Raw genomic sequence first — 24,483 nt, 5'->3', positions numbered from 1 at the left:
AAATGCGCATACAAAAGCGGCGACCTCTGTGAGCAGGAGCGCGGCGAACCCGGCGTAACCGAGAGTTACTCGTTCGCGGGCTGCCCACTCGGGGTCAGTTAGAGTTCGGCGAGCATCACGAACATGATGTTGTTGAGACTATCGCCCCTCGGCGGAAATAAGTTCGACGGTTCGATCGGTAGCTTGATCGATGACACTCGGCGAAGCATCGTGCGGAATGGACAGCATCTCGGCGGCAGTCGACGGATCCAGTCGTTTCGGCGAACTCTTGGGAATTGTCAACGCGGACCTTTCTACAAGCGGTGGTTCTCGTGCCGTGATGTAACCGATGTTACATTAACTATCAGGCATCTGTGCTGGAAAACACATCCAGCAGATCTTGTACAGGAGGAAATACCCCACACGAAAACGCGGGATACCGAAGTTGGAAAATGGGGGGTGTCCCCTGTGCTTTAAGTCAAGCTGCTTGGGGAACTTTGTTTGGGGTAGCGTGATAGAAGTTGCTATCTCGGACCAAGGCGAACATGACGTTGAGGCGGCGGCGTGTCAGACAGATCACTGCGGCGTTATGTTTCTTGCCTTCTGCGCGTTTCTTGTTGTAGTGGGCTTTTGATACCGGGTCGTGGCAGGAGGCCATCCATGCGGATCGGAATAAGGCGTTGTTGAGTTGTTTATTGCTAGAGCGGGCCGGGGACTCACCTCGGATCGAGGTCTCAGAGCGACGCGTTACGGGAGTAATGCCGGCGTAGGTGGCCAGGTGATCTGGGGTGGGGAAGGAGCTGAAGTCTGCTGCAGTGAGCAGGATCGTGGCGGCGGTCTTGATTCCGACTCCTGGCATAGAAATCAAGACCTGGGTAAGAGGGTGAGCATCGACCATCGTTTCCACCTCGGTGGCCACCAGAGCGCGTTGAGCTTTGAGTTCTTTGATCTGGGCGGCCATCCTGGGGATGATCAGTTCCACGGTAGCTGTTCCAGGCACGGTGACCGTTTGCTCGGCTAGGGCCGCGAAGATCTGGTCGATCAACGCGGAGGGGTCTTTGCGGGCCTGATTTTTCGCCCAGCGTTTTACCCCAGATTTGTCAGCAGCCTGCAGGCCGTGGGGTCCGTGATACCGAATCTACAACTCCAGGACCATGGGCCGTGTGAGGACGGTGCCGGTGAAGACTCGTTCCAGTGACGGGTAAATGTGCACCAGCAAGGATCGTAGTCGGTTGATGGCTGGGGTACATTCCCGAGCCAGGTCATCATCAAACCCAGCCAGGACTTTCAACGCCGAGAACAGATCAGATTCCCGATCCACGGCTCGTAGCGTATGGGGCATGGTTCTGGCAGTATCAGCAATGATGAACGCGTCCCGGGCATCAGTTTTGGGCCGGCCGGGATACAGATCAGCGGCCTTGCGCATCGCCAAGACCGGCAAGTATGCCACGGTGGCGTCACAGTCTCGGGCCACCGCGATCGGTAAGGCACCAATGGTGTTAGGCTGATCGACCACCACCAGCACTGAATCGTGCCTTTGGAGCTGAACGATGACGTCTTGCAATGCGGTTTCGTCTTGCGGTAATTCCCGGTCGTAGAGTTTCTCGCCGGTGGTTGTCAGGGCGCATCCGTCATGTGCGCTTTTACCAACGTCTAGCCCCAGGATCACATCGTCGGTTGTTGTCATGGCAGTCTTGCTCACTGCTGGTAGCAAGGCCGCTGTGATCATGACACCCGATGCTTGCACCCACGTGACGAACAGACCTCAACACACTGCTTGGGCCGCATCCCTATGAGAAGTCAACGCGCGTCCTGGACCTCTGGCGGCAACACCCCCCGGACCATGAAATGACAGGGCAACACAGCCATACCAGAGCCAGCGACCAGCTCCTTAGATAGACCTAAGAAATACCCTAGAAGGACCTATAAATAAATGTAACGGGGAGAGATAGACACCAGTGGTGGTCAGAACAATACAACTTTTCCTCATGATTGGCACGGCCAACGGGCGGAAGAAAGCGACCCTGCGAAATTGGACCGGAGTCACCCATCTCATCCCTCGCACGATGCTTCAGCGGACGGATAGTCGAATCCGACCAGGCAGTGTTCACCCGCCTGACCTACATCGGTTTAGCCCACCTCGGCCTGAGACAAGACGAGGTGGGCCTGATGGTCTTCGGCGAGCTCCTGGACCTGGTGGACTGCTGGCGGATCGAGACAGGACGAGCGAAACCAGCACGGGTGTGGTTCATCGACGACATCATCCCAGCCGGGATTTAGCCAGCTGCGCGATCATTTCCCACGGTAGGTGCGAGCGAACAAATGCACTGCGGGAACGTCTGGGAATCGTCAACGCTTCGTCAGCCACACGCTGGACCAGATCGGTATCGGCTCCGAGCGCCTCAGCAATCCAGACCAGCCCTTCGGGGTGTTGAAGCCGGTTATAGGTCGTTTTCGCCGACACATTCGGTTCTTTCCGCATGAACGCTCCGCTGCCGGTCGTCGCTTGCGATGCGAACCACTCCGCCATGTGTTCACGCTGCGAGGACCACCAGCGCCCATTCTTTTGTGGATCGGCTTGTTCCATAGCATCAGAAATCGGCAAATGCGCATCCAGCTTTGCAAGCAGTTTCGCGAACCGGCGCACATCAATATCGGTGTCACTCACGTTGTGCTCCCTCGCATCGCGGACGATTCCCACTACCTAATTCTAGTTCGAGGAGGTGACCTTCACCGTGGCTGATAGCTCGTTTGGTCTCAAGATCGGTCTGGAAGGTGAACGCGAGTTCAAGCGGGCCATCACCGACATCAACCGTGAAATGCGGGTGCTGGGCTCGGAGATGAAACTGGTGGCTTCCCAGTTCGGGAAGAACGCCACCAGTGCGGATGCGCTCACGGCTCGTAACCAGGTGCTGGCTAAAGACATCGAGACCCAAAAGGCCAAGATCGAAACACTCAAGGCCGCGCTGGAGAACTCGGCCGAGTCGTTCGGGGAGAACGATTCGCGCACGAAGAACTGGCAGATCCAGCTCAACAACGCCGGAGCTGAGCTCAACGAGCTAGAAAAAGAACTCAAGGCCAACAACGATGCGCTCGGCGAGTTCGGTGACGAGACCGACGGGGCAGGCGATGACGCGAAAGACGCTGCCAAGGACGCCGGGCACTTGGAGGACGCAGTCGATGATCTCGGTGACGAGATGGACGACACCGGGGATAAGACCCGCGTCTTTGGGGACGTGCTCAAAGCGAATCTGGCCGCCGAGGCGATCATCGCCGGTGTCAAGGGCATCGGCAAGGCGATCGCAAGCATCGGCCGGGGTAACGCCGCCGGCTATGGGGTGAGTACGTTGCAGGAACCAAGGGCCGGCGGGCGATCACCTGGAGCCGGGGACTCAAAGACAGGTTCGACGTCAACGACAAGACCGATGAGGACATCATCGACGATACCGAGTCAGCCCCGGCCCGGTGGCTGGCCGAAGGCCGTGGATACGACCGCCTGCGCAGATCAGACCCGGAACTCTTAGCCGTAGTGCTCGAAGCTGCCGAAGCAGACAAATGGGCCACCGTGGAGAGTCTGCTACCGGGCCGCCCGCCACCAGACCCAGACGACACCGGAGAAGACTGACCTAGCGATCAAGGGACCCCGGAGTGCCTCATGTCAAGATCCCCGGGAATTGCAGGTCGTGCCTCACACATATTTTCCCCGCTAACCGGGGTCTCAGCCGGCCCGGGTGTGGTGGACCTTGATGCCCGCGGGGTCCGGTTGGGCCTGAGTTTTCTCGATCTGGCGTTCAAGCCTCGCAGTCTTGCCCGCAGCGAGCTTGATCAACCGTTGCTGGATCTGGTCGATTTTCTCGGCAGCCAGGCCGACCGGATCCAGACCTGCCCGGTACTTCTGAAGCTCTTGTTTCTGCTGGGCGTTGAGGATCCCGGAATCCAGCAATCGTTGATACGGTGTCTTGGCAGAGTCGTAGACGCGTTTGCGGCCGGCCGACACGATCGGTGGAATACCCGGTCGGTTTCTTCCTCGGAGTGAAGAAGTTCAGGCGGTCGTTGACCAACGGCCACAGGCGTTGCAGGAGCTGTAGCTCGGTCGCGGTGTCGTAGCGGTAGGAGAACCCGTACCGGCGCATGAAGTGGTTGTTCTTCGATTCGATGGTGGCCTGATCGTTCTTCGTATCCGGGCGTGCCCGGGTGAAGAAGATCTTGCGGTCAGCGGCCCAGTCGATGAGGTTGTGGTTGATGAACTCGGACCCGTTGTCGAAGTCGAGTCCGGTCACCAGGTAGGGCACAGTATTGACGAGTTGTGTGCAGGCATCGACGACGTGGGTCGAGGCGTTGTTCTTCATCGGGTGGGTATAGACCCACCCGGTGTGCATGTCGGTGTCGTTCACGCAGCGGGCGAACTCGCCGTTGAGAGTCGGGCCGCAGTGGGCGACGGTATCGATTTCGAAGAAGCCGGGTTCGTCGTCGAGTTCGTCACCGGCCTTGGGCACGGTGATGGAGTTACGCAGTAGGCTCCCGGGCTTCGTCGCTGACTTCCCAGGCAGGGGGTCCTTGTCACGGACTGGTTTGAGGTACCGGTTGATGGTCGCCGGACTCATCGCCAACAGCTTGGCACGCACGCTGTGGTTGTAGCGGCCTTTGCCCGGGATCAGGTGGGTGGGCTTCGAGGCAGTCCAGTAGGCCTTTCATGGCTGCGGCGAGGTACTTACCGCAGATGCCGCCGGCGATCGAGCACACGTATGGCAAGATCTTGACCGCGTCGTAGGAGTATTTGCGGGCCTTCGTCTTCGGCCTGTCGATGACCGCGACTGTGGCTGTCGCGCGTCCTTTGGGTTGCCGGGTACGGTGGGTGAGTTGCTGGCGGGCGTGGTCGCGGTTCCACCCGGTGAGTTCGGTGACGGTATCGAGGATCGCGGCTTTAGGTTTCTTCGGCGCTTGCGTGTAGGCGGTGGCGTAGTTCTTCGTGATCTCGATTCGGCTGCTCATAGATACGTCCTTGTCGACCATGACCCCATCGTCGTCGTGCCTGGTGGCCCGGGAGAAGGATTTCGCGGGGATTTTTCTGTGAGGCACGACCCCTTACTACCTGGGGGCTTTCTATGAGTCTCGTCGGGCTTTTGCCTTACCGATCACCACACCGGACCAAAAGAAGTGAAACACTTCATCAGGTCTGACCAGAATTGCTGGGCATAGCGTTTCTGTGTTCCTGACTCGGTGCCCTCTGCACGCCATTGGTTGATTCGATCCCGCCAGAAAACAGCCATTTTCTGCAGACGTGTACGGATACCATTTCGGTCAATAACGTCAGACACTAGACCACCTGTTGACGAGAGCAATCAAGCAGTCGTCACAGACTGCCGTATGTAGTGCACTTTGAATCGATTGGTCCGGAGGCCATGCACCACGTCACCATTCGCAACACCCCGAGGTCCAAAAACTGGCACTAGTTTGCTTCCCCGTCTCACAGCCCATACCGCGATAACGGGGGTCGCAATTAGACCCAGGTCAGCCCCACATCGGTCACCGAAGCTACCACACCAACCAATCCACCGATGAGCACCACCGACCATGCTGGGACTTTGGCGAACAGTAGTAAGGCGAAACACCCCACGGCGATGATCAGTGTGGCATATCCGGTAATCCCTTCGGTGATGATGGGAGTGATCAGCGCGGCTGTCATGATGCCGACAACGGCAGCATTGGCCCCGAGAACGGCAGAACGGGCCACCTGGTTCTGCTGAATCTTGGACCAAAATGGCAGGGTAGCCAACAGAAGCAGAATACCTGGAAGGAAGACGGAGACCAGTGCCAGGGCTGCACTCAGCCATGCGCTCCCACCGGATCCCATCTCGAACCCGAGGAATGCTGCGAACGTGAACAACGGTCCAGGTACCGCCTGGGCCGCACCGTAACCGGCCAAGAATTGATCTTGACTGACTGCTTCTGTGACCGCAGGCTCGGCTTGGAGTAGGGGTAAGACGACATGGCCGCCACCGAAGACCAGGGCACCGGCACGGTAGAACGCGTCCGTCAAGCTCACCCAGGGGTCGTCCCAGAGGGCAGTGATGATTGGTAAGCCGAACAGCAAGACCGCAAAGAGTACAACGCTGATGATGCCCACGTATTTGGAGATTTCCACGCTGAGTGGGGCAGGCTGTGTCTGAACCAGGTGACGGCACCAGATGACGCCGGCAATGATTCCGGCCATGATGGCGCCGATTTGACCGATATTCGAGGGGAGGATTAAGACGAGGGCGACGGCAACGATCCCGATGAGAATGCGCCGCAGGTCAGGTGTTAAGGATTTTGCCATGCCCCACACAGCGTGTGCGACCACAGCAACGGCCACCGCCTTCAGGCCGATGACGAGACCTTCTGCGATCGCACCATCCAAATTCACGGCGCCGATGGCGAATAACACGAGCAATAGTGCCGAGGGCAGGGTAAACGCCGTCCAGGCTGCTACCGCTCCCAGGTAGCCACCTCGGATGAATCCCAAAGCGAAACCTACCTGGCTTGAGGCAGGGCCGGGTAAGAACTGACAGAGCCCGACCAGCTGTCCGTAGTGCTCTTCACTGATCCACCGCCGGCGAGACACTAGCTCATTTCGGAAATATCCAAGGTGAGCAATAGGTCCGCCAAAAGAGGTGAGTCCTAGTCTGAGGAAGACATGAAAGACTTCCCACGGCTTAGTCTTCGTCATGCTGGTCTTGACCCCTTGAAATACCTGCCCCTGTTGTCGTGGACCGCATCCGATTCATGTGGTTGGCCCTCGTTCATTTTAGATGAGAACTTCGACAAATCGGTGCGGGAAATCCATGTGGCTGTCCCGAGTCGTCACGGTTCCCCAGGGCGGTGTCGCCGGGCAGAGCAACGGTGCACACTATTTAGTCTATTTCCCGAATTTCATCAGAACACACCAGCAGACTATGTGAATGGTTGATGTTCGAGTATCGAGAGAGAGTCTCTGGAAGACATCGATTTTGACGTGCGAGAATTTGCAGTGCTACTAGCTCGGTTACCTGAGCCCCTCCCGATATCAGATTCTTTTGAGCAAACCAATCGCCAGAGGACAGGCAGTTGGTGGACCTTGCAACGAGAGCATATGACTGAGTGGTTCGCTTCCCAAGCAACGACCGGTTTCGGCGCGTACGTTAGGCGAAGAACGGATCTTTCAGCAACGAAGACTTATAACCGTCGCCAGAGCGCTGAGGGACTCGTATGGATTGCGGAAGCACTTGGAGCTGATGCTGACCTTGTCCAACAAGCTGCCCACGACGTGTTGATCAGGCCTTGTCGCGGTCGCCGCGGATACGTGAGGGAGCACCTGCCTTGGGAGCTGATCGCGGAAATGGCGGAAGACTCCTTTTCGGAATGAGGTGTTTGAATCAAGAGTGCCGGGCCTTTCCACGGCCTGTGGTCTCTGATGGATAGCAGTCCACGCGGTTTCGCGGTTGCCCGGTTGATTCCACTGCACCAGAACTTCTCGGGAAAGTCGTTGTTTCCACCTGAAGCCGGGTTTATGTTGCTGTTCGGCGAGCTACTGCGGAAGCGCCCGAAGGTTTTTGGAGCGGAGAGAAAGCAGGGGGCGTTCGTGAGAGAATCTTCGGTATTGTTTTGCCTATGTCAATTATTTCACCTTCCCTCGTTGAATCCGCGTCATCGCGGCTCGCGGACATGCTCCGTGATATTCAGAAGTTGGTAGAGGTCGAGTCTTTTTCCTCGGACCTGGAAGCTGTGGCTCGTGGTGCTGAAGCTGTTTCTGAGGTTATTTCTCAACGGTTGGGTGCCACCGTGGAAATCCTCCAGGTCGATGGTGTTACGCACCTGCGTCTACGTTTCGGAGCAGGCAACCCGAAAGTCGTCATCCTGACTCACCAAGATACGGTGTGGCCCCTGGGGACCCTGGAACGCATTCCCTTTAGCAATGATGGTTCCAAGCTTCGAGGCCCTGGCTCTCTTGACATGCAAACCGGCGTGGTCATGGCCGTTCATGCCACAGCCATGTTGCAGGAATTGGGAGTGGATCTCGATGGTCTCTGCATTCTGGTGACAGGAGATGAAGAAGTGGGTTCGACAACATCGCAGGAGCTCATTCTCTCAGAGAGCCAGAATGCGACGGCAGTTTTCGTTACCGAAGGCGCTTTTGAGACGTCGCTGAAGATTGCTCGTAAAGGCACATCGGATTATGTCGTTGCCGTTAAAGGGCGAGCCGCTCACGCGGGTCTTGAACCTGAGCAGGGCATCAATGCGGGTCTTGCTTTGGCTCTGCTGGTGCCGAAGATTGCCGGCATGAGTGATCCTGACCAGGGGACTACAGTCACACCAACCGTTATCAAGGCCGGAACCACGCCCAACACCGTCCCCGCTTCTGCTCAAGTCACCGTTGATGTCCGGACCCCGACCCGAGAAGAGCAAGATCGTGTCGATGCCGAAATGCGCCAGCTCGTGTCTCCGCTTCCTGGGGCAACGGTGACAGTTCTAGGTGGCGTCAATCGTCCGCCAATGGAGCGTAGCACCGGCGCCGATCTTCTAACCCAAGCTCAGACGATTGCGGAGACGTTGGGCATAGAGCCATTCGAGGGAGTCGGTGTGGGAGGAGCCTCTGATGGCAACTTTACCGCGGCCCAAGGGATTCCCACCTTGGACGGAATGGGGGCGTGCGGTGCAGGAGCACACGCTGATCACGAGCACGCTCTGGTGGAGTATATTGCGCCACGAACAGCGCTCTTGGCTGCCATGGTTGCTACCCAGCTTGAGATACGTGACACGGAATAGGCTGACAAAATTTATGAGGTGTCGCTCAAAAACTGTCTCTAGCCCAGGCCTTGAATAATACCCGCGAGAAGCGCAGTTTGCGGAGCGATGGACGAGATCAAGATATGCTCGTGAAACGCGTGAGGTCCTTCGCCGTCGGCTCCAAGACCATCTATCACCGCCAAGCCACGTGCGGCGACAAAATTGGCGTCAGAAGCACCACCGGCGGCCTTCGGTGAAAGTTCTCTGCCCAGCCTCTTGCCTACTTCTAGTGCACGGTAGAGCGCCCTTTCAGAAGCGGGATTGAGCGTCATCGGTGGTCTATCGCCTGCGCCCATCTCAATCTCGAGGGAGAGCCGATCATCACTGGCAAAAGGTTCAGGTAATTTTAGCGCTGGTAACTGGCGATTAATTCGTTGTTGTTCCTCGAGCGTGGTCACTCGAATATCCACGAGAGCTTCGGCGAATCCTGCAACGACGTTGCGTCCTGTGCCACCATTGATAACTCCCACGTTGACGGTGGTACCCTGCTCGGGATCGGCGAGTCTGGTGATATCGCTGATTATTGTCGCGAGCGCGTGGATAGCGTTGGCACCTTTTTCTGGTTCCAACCCCGCATGCGACTGGCGCCCATATACCCTAACATCCGCAAACATCACGCCTTTGCGTTCATGTTTGGGATGCCCCTGGGCGCTGGGCTCGGTGACTAAAGTGAGTCTCGATCTCGATGCCACGTCCTCGATCAAGTGCCGCGATGAGAGCGATCCGATCTCTTCGTCCCCCGTGAGTAATAACGTGACGGGCGGGAACGCCTGCCCGAGTGCTTTCATTGCTCTGATCGCCCAGGCGAGTTGTATGATCCCGAACTTCATATCCAAGACTCCGGGACCAGAAAGTTTGTCTCCGTCGGCCTTGAGTGGCCAGTCATCGATCGTGCCCTGTGGCCACACCGTATCGTAATGGCACAGCACCAGTACTGCTTGCTGGATGCTATCAGTGTGGTCTTCGGCGGTACGACCGTGCCAGTGTAGCTCCAAGACATCGCCGTAGTCGGTGTGCGAATTCCTGAATTCAGCGTCAGGTTCTCCAGTACGGGAAATCACAGTATGGCGAATCACTTCGAGACCACTATCCAGCAGGGCTTTGTCGTTACTGGGCGTTTCCGCTGTGACAACCCTTCTGAGGTCGTCGATAAATTCCTGTTGGTGTGAGTTGATGTAGTTCTCAACGGCATCCGTCGTGGCGGGCATCGCGGGAGAAGCCTTCCTGTGGGCTGGCGGTAATCAAACGTTAGCGGACGGGAACGCCGGGGCCTAGGGGAATTCCGATGGCGTACCAGACCATAAAGAAAAGGAACCAGCCGACTAGCAACGCGATAGAGATCGGCAAGGTCATGGAGATCAGTGTGCCGATTCCGGCACGCGGATAGTACCGTTGCAGATACCCTAAGACGAGGGCGAAATACGGGCTCATCGGCGAAATGATATTGGTGGGCGAGTCACCGATGCGGAACAACATCTGAGTAACTTCCGGAGAAATCCCGATCAGCATCAGCATAGGTACCAAAACGGGTGCCATGAGTGTCCATTGAGCAGATCCGGAGGTGATAAAGAAGTTTAGCGCCGCGACCAATAACACCACTCCGCCAAAGAGGACGATTGTCGGCAAGTTGGCCTGCGACAGGAACTCTGCACCGTTAATGGCCATTACCTCGCCCATGTTTGACCATCTGAAGTAAGCGATGAATTGTGCTGCCGCAAAGAAGATAACAATGATGGGTGCCAGTTCTTTAATCGCTTTGGCCATCATGTCCGGGACATCGTGTAGTTTGCGTATAGTTCCGTTCACCAGGCCATAGGTGACACCGGCGACGAAGAATGCCAGTGCGATTGGTAACGCGATGTCGGTAAGTAACGGAGAGTCCAGCGCATCTCCACTTTCAGCCTGCATCGGAGAACCTGGTATGAACAGTAGAGCGAAATAGATAGCCAGGAAGAGCACGATAGCAAGTGCTGTCCATCCCAGAGAACGGACTTCTTTCTTCGTATACGTCAGTAGCGATTCGTCGTCATCGATCGCAGTATCTGCATCTGTATCCCGACCCGTTTGGAGTACTGCGGTCGCCGCGCCTCCTGCTCGATCTTCTTCGTCACGGAAGCGCCGAGTCATTTTCACCAGCAAGAGTTCAGCAACAAGGGTGACCAGGGTGGCGAGGACTACGGCAGACGCCATAGAGAAAAAGTAATTGGCAACTGGGGACACGACGTATTCATCGTCAATAATATGAGCTGCACTCGTGCTAATACCGGCCAGGACGGGATCCACTGCAGTAATTAGTAGTGACGAGTTGTATCCCGCCGAGGCTGAACCGAAGGCAACGATTGCGCCGAGCACTGCGGAGCGACCGGCGGCCTTGAACGCGGCGGCTGCTAAAGGAATCAAAATGACGTAGATTGCGTCGGAGGCCACAGAACCGGTGACGCCAGTCAGAGCGATAGTAAATGTGAGCCATTTGGTCGAGACACGAGAAACAATGACCCGAATTGCACTGCTAATCAGTCCCGAGCCTTCGGCGACAGCCACGCCAAGCATGACCGTGATGATGATGCCAAGTGGCGGGAACTCGACAAAGTTAGCTATCGCATCTTCAATCATCCGCTGAAAACCCGCGGGGTTGAGCAACGATTGGACAGCTACGTGCTCGTCGTCGGCCGGATTCACAGCACTGAGGCCAACGCTTTCAAGAACGGCCGAAAGGACAAGGACAAGAACGGCTAACGCTATAAACAGCCAGAACGGGTGCGGCAGATAGTTGCCGATCTTCTCAAGCCATTGGAGTGACCGTACCAAGCGTCCGTCTCTCGGCGTGGTAGCTACACTATCGGCGGAAGCTACTTTTGGCTCCGGATCGTGTTGTTGAGTTGTCATAGCGGTCCTCTGTTCAAGAGCGAGTGACGAGATGATTTGCGGGCCGGCGATTCAACGTTGGATGTGTCGCGTAGGCCTGTCTAGATAGCTTGACTAATGTGAACTAAATCATAACGAAAGCAACCGGATTTTTTCAAAGCGATCTCGTTGAGGTGCTGAGATGTGAGGGACGAGAAGTCATGTATTTCTGTGGGGGATTCATGAGTCAGATCGGATTTTATCGACAGGGTCTCGCGCTCTTTCGTCTTACCAGCTCAGACGGTAACTAGCGTTAAACAAAACCGGGGACCACGCGATCGCGTGGTCCCCGGCCAGATGTTCAGACTCAAACGTCTAGATTAGGCGTCCATCTTCTGAACCTTGGCGGCAGCACCGGACTTGCGGTTTGCGGCCTGGTTCTTGTGAATGACACCCTTGCTCACGGCTTTGTCCAGCTTACGGCTGGCTACGGCCAGAGCCTTCGAGGCGGCTTCCTTATCACCGGACTCAACAGCTGCATCGAGGTTGCGCAGGTGAGTCTTCAGCTCGGACTTGTACGCATTGTTGCGACGACGAGCCTTTTCGTTGGTGAGAATACGCTTCTTTTGCGACTTAATATTGGCCACGGAAATGGTCCTAACTTCTGTCGAGGATTGGTCGGTTGAGGGAGTTTCCTATCCCGAGCGACTGAGCGGTGTGGGGGCACCTAGGAAAGCTCGACACAGGGTGCCCGTCGACCTACGCGGACACACAGCTGACCATCATACCACGCAACAGCGTGCGGATTCTTCGTGGTGTGCGGTGGCACTGAGCACATACACTGGCTGGCACCCTGGTGGAATCATGAGACAATAGACCATTAGACCTTATTCATTGTCATCGATGAAGGATGTTGCCCTTGTCGCCACAGGCTATTGATCCGCCCCGTCCTGGGTCGACCAACCCGGTGCAGATTCGAAACTTCTGCATTGTTGCCCACATCGACCACGGTAAATCTACCCTGGCCGACCGGATGTTGCAGAAAACCGGCGTGGTGACTCCCCGGGAGATGAAAGACCAGTTTTTGGACCGGATGGACATTGAACGCGAACGCGGGATTACCATCAAATCCCAAGCCGTGCGCATGCCCTGGGCCTATGAAGGCACCAACTACGTGCTGAACATGATCGACACCCCCGGGCACGTTGACTTCAGCTACGAAGTCTCCCGCTCTCTGGCCTCCTGTGAGGGGGCGATTCTGCTGGTTGATGCTTCCCAAGGGATTGAAGCTCAAACGCTAGCCAACCTGTATTTGGCGATGGAACACGAGCTGTCCATTATCCCGGTGCTCAATAAGATTGACCTTCCGGCAGCTGATCCCGACCGCTACGCGGTGGAGATCGCCAACCTGATCGGTGTGGAACCCGACGACGTACTCCGCGTCTCGGGTAAAACCGGTGAAGGCGTGGAAGAACTGCTCGATGAAGTGGTCCGGTCCACCCCCGCACCTGAGGGCAATCACGATGCGGCCACCCGGGCGATGATTTTCGACTCGGTCTATGACAGCTACCGTGGTGTGATTACCTACGTGAGAATGGTCGACGGCGAACTCCAACCCCGCCAGAAGATCAAGATGATGGCCACCGGTAGTACCTACGAACTCCAGGAACTGGGTGTGTATTCACCCGATGCCATCCAAGCCGAGGGATTGTCGGTCGGTGAAGTCGGGTACCTGATTACCGGCGTCAAAGATGTGCGCGAATCCAAAGTCGGTGACACCATTACCTCGGCCCACGATCCGGCCGAGGACCTGATTAGTGGCTATGAGGAGCCTCAGCCGATGGTGTTCTCCGGTTTGTATCCCATTGATGGCTCGGATTACCCGGACCTGCGTGATGCCCTGGATAAGCTCAAGCTCAACGATGCTGCGCTGAACTATGAGCCCGAAACCTCGGTGGCGCTCGGTTTCGGATTCCGTGTCGGATTCTTGGGGTTGCTCCACCTGGAGATTGTGCGCGAACGTCTGGAACGCGAATACAACCTGGATTTGATTTCTACCGCGCCCAACGTGGTCTACCAGGTCACTACCGAAGACGGCACCGAAGTTGATGTCACCAACCCTTCAGAGTTTCCCGAAGGCAAGATCCAGTCGGTGCGTGAACCCATGGCGCAAGCCACCGTGATTGTGCCCAGCGAATTTATCGGTGCGGTCATGGAACTCTGCCAGGGTAAGCGCGGACAGCTTCAAGGTATGGACTACTTGTCCGAAGAGCGTGTCGAGATCCGGTACTGGATCCCGTTGGCCGAAATTGTCTTCGACTTCTTTGACCAGCTGAAATCCCGGACCAGGGGCTACGCCTCGTTGAACTGGCAACGCGATGGCGACCAAGAAGCGGACCTGGTCAAGGTGGATGTGCTCCTTCAAGGCGACACAGTCGATGCGTTCTCAGCGATCACCCACCGTGACCACGCCTACGCCTACGGGGTCAAGATGACCGGAAAGCTCAAAGAGCTCATCCCACGTCAGCAGTACGAGGTGCCCATTCAGGCAGCCATTGGTTCCCGGATTATTGCCCGCGAGAACATTCGGGCTATCCGCAAAGATGTGCTGTCCAAGTGCTACGGTGGCGATATTTCGCGTAAACGGAAGCTGTTGGAGAAGCAGAAGGAAGGCAAGAAGCGGATGAAGATGGTCGGCCACGTGGAAGTGCCACAGGAAGCTTTCATTGCTGCCCTGTCCACCGACGGTGGCGACTAAGCCTCCAGGAGGCCTGACGATCTCGTGCCACACATCGACCTGCAGGGCTACCGGGTTCCTGACTCCCCGCTGTTTCCCGCTGACGTCGGTCAGCGCATCTCCGAGTCGCTGACAGCGGGAACACCCAGGACCTTCTCGTTGTACGTGCACATTCCGTTTTGTACGGTCCGGTGTGGGTACTGCGACTTCAACACCTACACGGCCACCGACTTTGGGCCTGGAGCCTCCCACGACACCTACGCCACAACGGTCTTACAGGAACTGGAAATGGCCCGGGAGCGGATGGATGCTTCGGGCATTCCGAACCGGCCGATTCATACCGTCTATTTTGGAGGCGGGACGCCGACACTATTGCCTGCCACAGACCTGGTCCGGATTGTTGAGCGAGCCCGGGAGCTCTTCGGTATCAAACCGCAGGCGGAAATCACCACCGAGGCCAATCCGGATACCGTTACCGAGGATTCGATCGCCGAACTGGCCGAGGGAGGATTCACCCGGCTGTCGCTGGGCATGCAGTCGGCGGTCGGCCACGTACTGAAAGTCCTCGACCGGTCACACACCCCGGCCAATATTCCCCCGGCGGTGGTCTGGGCAAAACAGGCCGGGCTGGAGGTCTCCCTCGACCTGATCTTTGGCACACCGGGGGAGAGCCTGGCAGATTGGCAACAGAGCCTTGAGGTCGCCATTGAGCAGGCCCCGGAACATCTGTCTGCCTACGGACTCATCGTTGAACAAGGCACCAAATTGGCGGCCCAAATTCGGCGTGGCACCTACCCCGATACCGACGGGGACGACCAGGCCGATAAATACGTGATGGCCGAGGAGCTACTGGGCCAGGCGGGGTACCGCTGGTATGAAATCTCCAACTGGGCTCATGATCCGGAAGGCACCGGAGTGCATCGGGCAGAACACAATCTGGCCTACTGGCGTAATCAGGACTGGTGGGGCGCGGGCCCCGGAGCTCACTCGCATTTAGCCGGCATCCGGTGGTGGAATGCCAAGCATCCGCTGGCTTATGCGCAACGGTTGAGCTCGGGGGTGCCTGCCGCGGTTGGGATGGAACAACCCGATGAGGCAGAACGCCACCTGGAAAATATTATGCTCGGGATCCGCCTTTCCGAAGGACTCGCCATCTCAGAGCTGAGTCCAACAGAACAAGAACAGATTCCCGAGCTACTGCGACAGGGATTATTAGAACCAGGCGCTGTGAAGAGAGGTCGCTTAGTGCCGACCCTACACGGACGGTTACTGGGGGATGCCATCACCCGCCAGCTGGCCGATATCTAGCTGACTAGCTGATCAGGCGCAGGTTGACCGGGTAGCGGTAGGGGCGACCCTTATTGACCTCGATACCGGCCACCACACCGGAAACGGTCATAAACAGCCAAATCAACACGGTCAGTACAGCGAAGATCGCGCCGATCACCGGCAACCAGGACAAAACGTTCAGCACGATAGCCACCACCGACAATGGCAAGGTGAAGTTCAGGGCTTCCTTCGATTCTTGGGCGGTGAAGGGGCCACGCTCGCGGAAGACCAAGTAGATCACCAGTGAGGGGATGAACATCAAAATGGCACCAAAATGTGCGACAGCGGCCCACTGACGGTCCTCGGAGGGAGTCAGCGGTTTCGGCTCTGACGTCTCATTCTGCTGGGGGCCAGAAGTATTTCCCGAGTACTGGGACACGAGTTCCACCTTTTCTCTCCGAGCTGTCACAGCTACTGTCTCAGCTTTATGCCATCACGTCCGGTCCCTTCGTCAGGTGAATCCGGGCGAATTCAACCATCAGTATAGGAGGACAACCTGAATTTCGTGTAAAGAACACGATCAGGTCCGAGAGCTAGGCGGGCTCCACGGTGACAAAGTCAATCATTTGTTCGACCTTGGCCAGCAATGCCGGTTCCAAGTCCGCGTAGTTGCTCACCCGGGCCAGAATCTGTTTCCATCCCAGCCCTATATCCTCTGCATCCTTGTGCGGTAGCCCCAACCATTCGAGAATCCCGGCCTTCCAGGATTGGCCCTTCGGGATGACCGGCCACTGCTGCCGGCCAATCACCTGTGGCTTGACCGCCTGCCAAATATCGACATACGGGTGACCCACAATCAGCACATTGCCCTGAGCCCCGGGAAGCGTCATGGTCTGCTCGGCAATCGCCGACTCTTTAGACCCGGGCACAAGGTGATCCAGCAACACCGCCAAACGGCGTCGCGGAGCCGGACCAAAATCTTCGACCGCACCGGCCAGCTCGTCAATACCGTGTTGCGGTTCGACCACAATCCCTTCAACCCGCAGATCATCGCCCCAGATCTTCTCCACCAGCTCGGCATCGTGGACACCTTCCACCCAAATCCGGGAGGCGCGGGCGACCTTCGCCCGCGTTACCGGAGCCTGACGAGACCCTGAGGCAGTGCGAGCATGACGGTGTCCCGGCTCGGCCGGTTTCTTCGTCTTGGTCGGCATCACCAGCTCAACCGGTTGTCCGTCGATCAGAAATCCCGGGCCCAACGGGAAAGACTTGGTCGCACCGCGACGATCTTCTAAGACCACCACGATCATCCCACCAACCCGTTCTAGCCGGATCATCGCTCCGGTGAAACCAGTGGTGGCATCCTCGACCACCAGATTCTTAGCAGCGGGAACCTTGGGAACAACGGCCTGCCGGGCCCGCCGAGCCTGATCTGCTGCCAGAGTCTCTGGTCCCCACTGATCCCACTCCATCAGCACTCCCTTTCGCTGGCACGTCGTCAGTGACGTGGTCCACTCGGTTCCCGGTGAGACTACCACCGGGCGTTTGTCTGCCAGCGAAGCACCGCCGGTGAGACTGCACATCACCACAGCGGGCTACTAGAATTAGCACTAGGCGCCCGACAGTGCTAATTTGTGGAAGATACGCACGACCATCAACAGGCTGAGCAGAAGGGACGGTGAGATGAGCGATTTGCCGCGCCGGATGAAAGTCTTACAGGCCATCGTGGAAGACTATGTCGCCTCCCGGGAGCCAGTCGGTTCCAAAGCCCTGGTGGATCGTCACGACCTCGGCGTCTCCTCGGCCACGGTGCGTAACGATATGGCCGATTTGGAAGATGAAGGGCTTATTGCTGCCCCGCACACCTCGGCCGGACGGATCCCGACCGATAAAGGGTACCGGTACTTTGTTGACCGCATCTCCGAAATTCGACCACTCTCGGCTGCAGAAAAACGTGCCGTGCAGGCCGTCTTGGACATCACCACCGAAGACCTCGATGAGGTCATGACCCGGAGCGTGCAGGTACTGGCCCAGCTCACCCACCAAGTGGCCGTCGCACAGTTTCCCAAGACCGATACCGCGGTGATTCGTCACCTCGAGCTCGTCTGGTTAGCCGAACACCGCCTACTGGTTGCGGTGATTTTCTCGACCGGGAAAATCGAACAGCGCATGTTCACCGTCGCCGATCAGGAAGATGACCTCGACGTCCAGGTGGTGCGCGACATCTTCGTCCGCCAACTCAACGGGCTCACTGCCCAGGAAGCGCTCTCGGTGATTCCGGGCATTCTGGCCGGTGTGCCCGGAACAGAACAGCGCTTGGCCGAAGATTTATCCCACCAGCTCCAGCTGTTGTTGGCCTCCACTCAGCGCGACCGGATCTATTTGGCCGGTACCGCCAACTTGGCCCGGTCTCAAACGGACTTCGGATCCTCGATCGGACCGGTGTTGGAAGCACTGGAAGAACAGGTCGTGTTGCTGAAGCTACTGGCCGAAATGCAACAAGACGTGCGGGGGTTGTCCGTCTCGATCGGTACCGAAAACCAGGGGTCGTTGTCGGGGACCTCCGTCGTCGCAGCCGGCTATGGCCCCAACAGCAGTTCCATGTTGGGTGTGGTGGGTCCAACCCGGATGGACTACCCCGGTACCATGTCTGCGGTACGGGCCATCGCCCGCTACTTGTCGAAAATCTTAGCTCAGTAAATTGGAAGGAAGTTACTCCACCGTGGCAGATCACTACGAGGTTCTGGGGGTATCGAAAGATGCCTCGGCAGAAGAAATTAAGCGCGCCTACCGGAAGAAGGCACGCACCCTGCACCCAGATGTGAACCCCTCACCTGACGCTGCCGAAGAATTCAAACAGGTCACCGCCGCCTACGAAGTGCTTTCGGACGAGACCAAACGTCGTAACTACGATATGACCGGTAACGCCAACGGTACCGGAGCGACCGGTGGCTTTGGAGGAGGCTTCGGTGGCTTCTCCGATATCTTTGACACCTTCTTCGGCGGTGGCGGTGGTGCCCGTTCTGGCCCGGCCTCACGTACCCGTCGCGGCCAAGACGCGCTGATTAACGTCAAGATCGAGCTCGAAGATGCTGTCTTCGGTGTAGAGAAAACCATCGACCTACAGACCGCGGTACGCTGTAGCGTTTGCGATGGCTCCTGTGCCGAACCCGGCACCGGCACTCAGACCTGCGAAACCTGCCACGGCCAAGGCCAAATCCGTCGCCCGGTTCAATCCATTCTGGGTACGGTGATGACCGCCGAAACCTGCCCGAGCTGTCGGGGCTTTGGCGACACCATTCCCAACCCGTGCCACGAGTGCGGTGGCCAGGGCCGTGTTCGCGAACGGGTGTCGCTGACCATCAAGATTCCCTCCGGTGTCGATACCGGCACCCGCATTCAGCTGGCCGGTCGTGGTGAAGCCGGTCCCGCCGGTGGCCCCCAGGGCGATCTCTATGTGGAAATCAAAGTCGGAGACCACCCGGTGTTCTCCCGTGACGGCGCTGACCTGACCGCCACCATGACCTTGCCGATGACGGCTGCGGCCCTGGGCACCGAGCTGACCTTGGATACCTTCGACGGGGAACAAACGATCCGCGTCAAACCCGGCACCCAATCCGGCTCGGTCGAAACTCTCAAGGGCCTGGGCGTGGGTCTGTTGCGTGGCAACGGGCGCGGGGACTTAAAGGTGACGCTGAAAGTCGAGACCCCCACCAAGCTCGATGATAAGCAACGCGAGCTGTTGGAAGCACTAGCCACCGCCCGCAGTGAACACATCGTCCACGGCCAGACCGAATCCAAAGGCCTGTTCTCCCGGCGGAAGAAAAAGAACCGTGACCGCGACTAAGCATCTGGTGGCGGTGAGTGCGGGCAGGCCATGACGCACCAGCTGTTCTATGTTGCCCCCGGGGCTTTGGAGGGGCTGACAGGCCGCGGCGACCAGGTGGAACTGGATGCTGCAACCACCCGGCACGCGGTGAAATCCCTGCGACTGACGCCAGGAGACCGGGTGCTGGTGGCCGATGGGACCGGCACCGGGGGAGTGGGAGAACTGGTGGAGACCTCCGGGCCCTGTGCCGTGGTCGGTCTCGAGGAACTCACCCACCAACCGGCACCTGCACCCCGGTTGGTTTTAGTCCAAGCCCTGGCCAAAGCAGACCGCGACCTGCTGGCGGTGGCCACCGCGGTCGAACTCGGCGTGGACGCGGTGATTCCCTGGCAGGCCGAACGCTCGATCGTGCGGCTGAAAGCAGACAAGACAGCCAAAACCGTGACCAAATGGCAGTCCCAGCTGCTCACCGCGGCCCAACAGTCCCGCCGATACCGGATCCCTGAGCTCAGGGATCCGGTCAGTGGCACCGCCGTGGCCGAGCTAGCCCAGCACCGGCACCGGCTGGTGCTCGTCACCCACCAAGACGCCACCGAGCACCTGGGTGAAGCGCTCACCGACGCGATGCAACAAGCACACCATGACGGGCCAGCCATCTCCGAGATCGCTATCGTGGTCGGCCCCGAAGGTGGTATCTCACAGGCAGAAATCACCGCACTGCAGGATGCCGGGGCCCGCATCGTCGTGCTGGGGACCCATATTCTGCGGGCCTCCACCGCCGGCCCGGCCGCCGTGGCGGTGATCAATGAACGACTCGGCCGGTGGTATCCGCCCCAGGCCACCGGGTGAGGGATCACCGTCGCGTCGGTGAAGCGAGTAGACTTGACCACAACGTCTGAGAACACGACCTTGACCCCCCTGACGGAGAGTGCACCGAACTCTTGGCTGAGATCACCAACCACAACACCATTAGTTTCTCCTCTGCCGAGCAGATGATTGCCAGCTTGGGACCCCAAGACCTTGCCCTGCGTGTCCTGGACGGTATCTACCCGGAGCTGACCATCGCACTACGTGACCAAACCGTAGTGCTCTCTGGCGCCGACGACGCGGTGACGCAAGCCCACCGCGTACTCGAAGAACTGCGTTCCATCGCCGCCGGTGGCACCACCGTCGACGCCCAGCTGATTGAAGCCACCATCTCCGGTGTCCGGCACCAGGCCCGGATGGCTGGTCTCGCCCAAGCACAGACCCATGCCGGGGGAGTGGCCGGCCTCGGCGCCGGCGCGACCACCTCCGGTACCCGAATCGGTGTGGGAACCGAAGCGATTATTTCCTCCCGGGGGAAGCAGATCCGTCCCAAGACGCTGAACCAACAGGACTATGTGCGAGCCATCGACGAGCACACCGTGACCTTTGGGCTCGGCCCAGCTGGCACCGGTAAAACCTATTTGGCCATGGCCAAAGCGGTCCAAGCCCTGCAGGCCCGGGAAGTCAACCGCATTATTCTCACTCGCCCGGCGGTCGAGGCTGGCGAGTCCTTGGGCTATTTGCCCGGATCCCTGTCCGAGAAAATCGACCCCTACCTGCGCCCGCTCTACGACGCGTTGCACGATATGGTCGATCCCGAAAACATTCCGCACCTGATGGCTGCCGGAACCATTGAAGTCGCTCCGCTGGCCTATATGCGCGGTCGCACCCTGAACGATGCCTTCATCATTCTCGACGAGGCCCAAAATACCTCCTCGGAACAGATGAAAATGTTCTTGACCCGCCTGGGATTCAATTCTCATATGGTCATCACCGGCGACTCCTCCCAAATCGATCTGCCCCGGGGCACCGACTCCGGGCTGGCCCAAGCCGTGGAATACCTGGAGGGGATCGACGATATTGCCATCGTGCGCCTAACCAGCAAGGATGTGGTTCGCCACCGTCTGGTTTCTCAGATCGTCGACGCCTATGAAACTCACCAACCCGCCGGCGCCTCGCGTCCTGCCCGCAGTGCACGCAACGCCCGGAAATCCGGAAGGTAATGGTCTGCCATGTCCGTTGCTGACGCCCTGCCACACGTCGATGTGCTCAACGAGTCCCAGACCCCTGTAGACACCGACCGTCTCTACCATCTCATCCAGCACCTATTTACCGCATTGCACCTGGCAGAGACCACCGAGCTCTCGGTGGTCTGCGTGGACCCGGGTCCGATGGAACAACTCCACCTGGACTGGATGGATCTGCCCGGGCCCACCGACGTGATGAGCTTCCCGATGGACGGCATGACCCCCGGCACCGCCGAGGAACCCACCGATGGGGTGTTAGGAGACGTGGTGCTCTGCCCAGTCGTCGCCGCCGACCAAGCCCGCGCCGGCGGACACGAGACTGCCGATGAAATGGCACTGCTGCTCACCCACGGCGTGCTCCACCTGCTCGGCTACGACCACCAAGACCCCGCAGCACGCGAGACGATGTTCACACTCCAAGACCGGTTGCTGACCGCATTCCTGGGTTACCCGGCACCGGCACCGACCGTGGACTAAGGGATAACACACCAGATGCTGACCATAACGATCCTGATCCTGCTGGTACTGGCCTGCTTTGGGCTGGTCTGGGTGCTCTCCCTGGCTGAAATCGCCCTGGGCTACATCTCCTACCGGCAAGCCGAAGACATCGTCGCTACCCGACCAAAGAACCCAGCGCTGATAGTGGTCTCCCACCTGCAAGAGCACCTGTTCGCGTTGCAATTCTGGCGGGCTTTCTTCCAAACCGGAGTCGCACTGTGTGTCACCATGCTCATCGACTTCTTCACCGACAACCTGTGGCTGACCATGCTGTGTGCCAGCCTGGCGATGCTGATGGTCGCAGGCCTGCACCTGCTGTTTACCCCGCGTGATCTAGCCTCCCGCCACGAATCTCTCGTGGTGCGCCTTACCGCCCGGCTGGTACGTACCCTGCGCCAAATCCTCGGCCCCATCCCGGGTCGGGTGGTGGCGTCTACCGACGATGACGACACCGAGGACGAAGAACTCGACGAAATTCACGACCGTCACTTCCGCGAGTTCATCTCCCGGGCCGAAGATGCCGATATTATCGACCCGTCAGAGGCCGACATGATTCAGTCGGTGGTCGAGCTCGACGACACGCTGGTGCGCTCGGTGATGGTTCCCCGCATCGACGTGATCTGGATCGAGACCGGCACCACCCTGGAGGATGCCCTGAGCCTGTTCATCCGCTCCGGTTACTCCCGCATCCCGCTCACCGGAGAATCTCCCGACGACATTCTCGGCATCGTCTACCTCAAAGACGTGGTCCGGGCCATCCACCGCACCAAGATGGACACCTCTGCCAGGGTTGACCACATTGCCCGCAGTATCTCTTTCGTCCCCGAATCCAAGACCGTGTGGTCGCTGCTACAAGAAATGCAACGCGACTCCACCCACGTGGCGCTGGTCATCGACGAATACGGCGGTACCGCCGGTGTGGTCACACTCGAAGACCTCATTGAAGAAGTCGTTGGGGATATCTCCGATGAATACGATGTGGACGACCGCGAGGATGTCACCCCGGTCGCCCCGGGGGAATTTTTGGTCACCGGGTCCATGTCCGTCTCCGATTTCACCGAAACTTTTGATCTGTCGATGGATGACAACGACGATGTGGATACGGTGCGCGGTCTGTTTGCCAAACATCTCGGCCGCATCCCCATCGAATCCTCCACGGTGGAGATCGAAAACCTTCGACTCGAGGTCGAAAGCCTCGAACCCCGACGCAACCGCGTCGACCAGATCCGGGTCTGGGTGACCGAACGAGACCGGCGTGGCACCGACCAGGATCCTTCCGAGACCGAGACCGATGTCGAGACCGGCGCCGAGACCGAATCCGCCACCAGTTCCGAGGCCAGCTAGACACACCCCAGGACACCGATGAACGATCACCACGCACCCCAGCATCCCGCCGACAACACTCCCGGCTACCGGGCCGGGTTCATCAGCCTGGTGGGTCGGCCCAATGCCGGAAAATCCACCCTCACCAACGCGCTGGTCGGCACCAAAGTGGCCATCACCTCCTCCAAGCCCCAAACCACCCGGCGGGTGCTCCGTGGCATCATCTCCACCGAGGACTACCAGCTGATCCTGGTCGATACCCCCGGCCTCCACCGGCCCCGCACGCTCCTGGGAGAAAAGCTCAACGACCTGGTGGCCGAAACCCTGGCCGGGGTGGACGCGGTCGGATTGTGTTTGCCCGCCGATGAAGCCATCGGCCCCGGCGACCGGTTCATCGTCACCCAACTGTCCTACCTGAAGGACACCCCCGTGATCGCGCTGGTCACCAAAGCCGATAAAGTCACCAAACAACACCTCGGGGAGAAGCTACTTCACGTCCAGGCGCTGGGCGATGAGATGCTAGCCGAGCACGGGGGATTCGCCGAGCTCGTGCCAGTCTCGGCCTTGACGGACTTCCAGGTCGACACCGTTGCCACGGTGCTGGCCAACTACGTGCCCGAATCCCCGAAACTGTACCCGGACGATGAACTCACCGATGAAGCCGACACGGTCATGGTCGCTGAACTCATCCGAGAAGCCGCCCTGGAAGACTTCCGCGACGAACTCCCACACTCCCTGGCCGTGGTGGTCGAGGAGATGAGCCTGCGCGAGCGCGACGAGGAGACCACCGCGCAACACGACGCCGGAGACGGGCAGCGCGCGTCTCGACGCCACACCAAAGCACCCATCACCGATGTATACGCCGCCATCTACGTGGAGCGTGACTCTCAGAAAGCGATCGTCATCGGCACGAAAGCAGCCCAGCTGCGCACAATCGGGGCGAGGGCCCGGGCCGAGATTGAAAAACTCTTGGGCACCAAGGTGTACCTGGACCTGCGGGTCAAAGTCGCCAAAGAATGGCAACGCGACCCCAAACAAATGCGCCGGGTCGGCTTTGAGGACCTCTGAGACGACGACCTGCGGCACCACCCCGGATACTGACCCGGCGTGGCAGCCATCACTGAGAACACACACCACGTGTTAGA

At 58.6% G+C, this 24,483-nt stretch carries 22 protein-coding genes and 1 pseudogene; 12 read left to right on the top strand and 11 right to left on the bottom strand.

The window, feature by feature from the left end; all coding sequences use genetic code 11:
* Positions 1-138 precede the first annotated feature (138 nt).
* Both DCC24_RS12020 and DCC24_RS02915 read right to left on the bottom strand, forming a co-directional pair.
* Positions 139-282, bottom strand: a complete 144-nt coding sequence (locus DCC24_RS12020) for a hypothetical protein (RefSeq protein WP_158524580.1) — start codon at positions 280-282, stop codon at positions 139-141.
* A 175-nt stretch (positions 283-457) separates the two neighbouring features.
* Positions 458-1,666: pseudogene (locus DCC24_RS02915) on the bottom strand (IS110 family transposase).
* 416 nt (positions 1,667-2,082) lie between these two features.
* Between DCC24_RS02915 and DCC24_RS12155 the strand changes: the two are divergent.
* Positions 2,083-2,259, top strand: a complete 177-nt coding sequence (locus DCC24_RS12155; protein ID WP_014320299.1) for a hypothetical protein — start codon at positions 2,083-2,085, stop codon at positions 2,257-2,259.
* Here DCC24_RS12155 and DCC24_RS02910 read toward each other — a convergent pair.
* On the bottom strand, positions 2,240-2,647 hold the full coding sequence (locus tag DCC24_RS02910) for a hypothetical protein (RefSeq protein WP_110098399.1): 408 nt from the start codon (positions 2,645-2,647) through the stop codon (positions 2,240-2,242). The genes DCC24_RS12155 and DCC24_RS02910 overlap by 20 nt on opposite strands.
* A 67-nt stretch (positions 2,648-2,714) precedes the next feature.
* On the opposite strand from DCC24_RS02910, the gene DCC24_RS02905 reads away from it, so the two are divergent.
* Positions 2,715-3,503: a hypothetical protein gene (locus tag DCC24_RS02905; protein WP_233242895.1), complete on the top strand. Its 789-nt coding sequence runs from the start codon at positions 2,715-2,717 to the stop codon at positions 3,501-3,503.
* A 267-nt stretch (positions 3,504-3,770) separates the two neighbouring features.
* Here the strand turns inward: DCC24_RS02905 and DCC24_RS12275 are convergent, their stop codons facing one another.
* From DCC24_RS12275 to chrA, 3 genes are all read right to left on the bottom strand, one after another.
* Positions 3,771-4,604: a transposase family protein gene (locus DCC24_RS12275; RefSeq protein ID WP_233491954.1), complete on the bottom strand. Its 834-nt coding sequence runs from the start codon at positions 4,602-4,604 to the stop codon at positions 3,771-3,773.
* Entirely contained in the window at positions 4,540-4,971 is a 432-nt protein-coding gene (locus tag DCC24_RS12270; RefSeq protein WP_233491953.1) for a hypothetical protein, read from the bottom strand. Before DCC24_RS12270 ends, DCC24_RS12275 begins: the two co-directional genes overlap by 65 nt.
* Positions 4,972-5,479: 508 nt before the next feature.
* Positions 5,480-6,688, bottom strand: coding sequence for a chromate efflux transporter (gene chrA / locus DCC24_RS02890; RefSeq protein WP_110098397.1), 1,209 nt, complete (start codon positions 6,686-6,688; stop codon positions 5,480-5,482).
* A gap of 920 nt (positions 6,689-7,608) precedes the next feature.
* On the opposite strand from chrA, the gene DCC24_RS02880 reads away from it, so the two are divergent.
* Positions 7,609-8,763, top strand: a complete 1,155-nt coding sequence (locus DCC24_RS02880) for a M20 family metallopeptidase (RefSeq protein WP_110098395.1) — start codon at positions 7,609-7,611, stop codon at positions 8,761-8,763.
* Between the two features lie 38 nt (positions 8,764-8,801).
* Here DCC24_RS02880 and DCC24_RS02875 read toward each other — a convergent pair whose 3' ends face one another.
* The 3 genes from DCC24_RS02875 to rpsT all read right to left on the bottom strand — a co-directional run bounded on the left by DCC24_RS02875 (position 8,802) and on the right by rpsT (position 12,275).
* Positions 8,802-9,992 (bottom strand): M20 family metallopeptidase, encoded by a 1,191-nt coding sequence (locus DCC24_RS02875; RefSeq protein ID WP_110098394.1) that lies wholly within the window; start codon positions 9,990-9,992, stop codon positions 8,802-8,804.
* A gap of 40 nt (positions 9,993-10,032) precedes the next feature.
* A complete protein-coding gene (locus DCC24_RS02870; protein ID WP_110098393.1) occupies positions 10,033-11,670 on the bottom strand; it encodes an AbgT family transporter in 1,638 nt (545 codons plus the stop codon).
* Positions 11,671-12,008: 338 nt separating this feature from the next.
* A complete protein-coding gene (gene rpsT, locus DCC24_RS02865) occupies positions 12,009-12,275 on the bottom strand; it encodes a 30S ribosomal protein S20 (protein WP_110098392.1) in 267 nt (88 codons plus the stop codon).
* Between the two features lie 272 nt (positions 12,276-12,547).
* Here rpsT and lepA point away from each other — a divergent pair, with 272 nt between their 5' ends.
* A complete protein-coding gene (gene lepA, locus DCC24_RS02860) occupies positions 12,548-14,386 on the top strand; it encodes a translation elongation factor 4 (RefSeq protein WP_110098515.1) in 1,839 nt (612 codons plus the stop codon).
* A 24-nt stretch (positions 14,387-14,410) separates the two neighbouring features.
* Entirely contained in the window at positions 14,411-15,673 is a 1,263-nt protein-coding gene (gene hemW / locus DCC24_RS02855; protein ID WP_369859775.1) for a radical SAM family heme chaperone HemW, read from the top strand.
* A gap of 4 nt (positions 15,674-15,677) precedes the next feature.
* Here hemW and DCC24_RS02850 read toward each other — a convergent pair whose 3' ends face one another.
* Both DCC24_RS02850 and DCC24_RS02845 read right to left on the bottom strand, forming a co-directional pair.
* Complete coding sequence (locus tag DCC24_RS02850) at positions 15,678-16,073, bottom strand: DUF4870 domain-containing protein (protein ID WP_233242861.1); 396 nt, start codon at positions 16,071-16,073, stop codon at positions 15,678-15,680.
* 154 nt (positions 16,074-16,227) lie between these two features.
* Complete coding sequence (locus tag DCC24_RS02845; protein WP_110098391.1) at positions 16,228-17,106, bottom strand: DUF3097 family protein; 879 nt, start codon at positions 17,104-17,106, stop codon at positions 16,228-16,230.
* Positions 17,107-17,317: 211 nt separating this feature from the next.
* Here DCC24_RS02845 and hrcA point away from each other — a divergent pair, with 211 nt between their 5' ends.
* The 7 genes from hrcA to era all read left to right on the top strand — a co-directional run bounded on the left by hrcA (position 17,318) and on the right by era (position 24,406).
* The gene (gene hrcA / locus DCC24_RS02840) at positions 17,318-18,334 is read left to right on the top strand and encodes a heat-inducible transcriptional repressor HrcA (RefSeq protein WP_110098390.1); all 1,017 of its coding nucleotides are present in this window, start codon (positions 17,318-17,320) and stop codon (positions 18,332-18,334) included.
* Between the two features lie 22 nt (positions 18,335-18,356).
* On the top strand, positions 18,357-19,481 hold the full coding sequence (dnaJ, locus tag DCC24_RS02835) for a molecular chaperone DnaJ (RefSeq protein ID WP_110098389.1): 1,125 nt from the start codon (positions 18,357-18,359) through the stop codon (positions 19,479-19,481).
* 30 nt (positions 19,482-19,511) lie between these two features.
* Positions 19,512-20,312, top strand: a complete 801-nt coding sequence (locus DCC24_RS02830; RefSeq protein WP_110098388.1) for a 16S rRNA (uracil(1498)-N(3))-methyltransferase — start codon at positions 19,512-19,514, stop codon at positions 20,310-20,312.
* 143 nt (positions 20,313-20,455) lie between these two features.
* On the top strand, positions 20,456-21,493 hold the full coding sequence (locus DCC24_RS02825; RefSeq protein ID WP_110098512.1) for a PhoH family protein: 1,038 nt from the start codon (positions 20,456-20,458) through the stop codon (positions 21,491-21,493).
* 9 nt (positions 21,494-21,502) lie between these two features.
* The gene (ybeY, locus tag DCC24_RS02820) at positions 21,503-21,994 is read left to right on the top strand and encodes an rRNA maturation RNase YbeY (protein ID WP_110098387.1); all 492 of its coding nucleotides are present in this window, start codon (positions 21,503-21,505) and stop codon (positions 21,992-21,994) included.
* Between the two features lie 15 nt (positions 21,995-22,009).
* Complete coding sequence (locus DCC24_RS02815; protein WP_110098386.1) at positions 22,010-23,359, top strand: hemolysin family protein; 1,350 nt, start codon at positions 22,010-22,012, stop codon at positions 23,357-23,359.
* Between the two features lie 18 nt (positions 23,360-23,377).
* The gene (era, locus tag DCC24_RS02810) at positions 23,378-24,406 is read left to right on the top strand and encodes a GTPase Era (RefSeq protein WP_110098385.1); all 1,029 of its coding nucleotides are present in this window, start codon (positions 23,378-23,380) and stop codon (positions 24,404-24,406) included.
* Positions 24,407-24,483: the final 77 nt, after the last annotated feature.

The sequence above is a fragment of the Auritidibacter sp. NML100628 genome, assembly GCF_003185985.1.
In the GTDB taxonomy this organism is placed as follows: Bacteria; Actinomycetota; Actinomycetes; order Actinomycetales; family Micrococcaceae; genus Auritidibacter; species Auritidibacter ignavus.
This window is presented reverse-complemented; position numbering and strand designations above follow the sequence as displayed.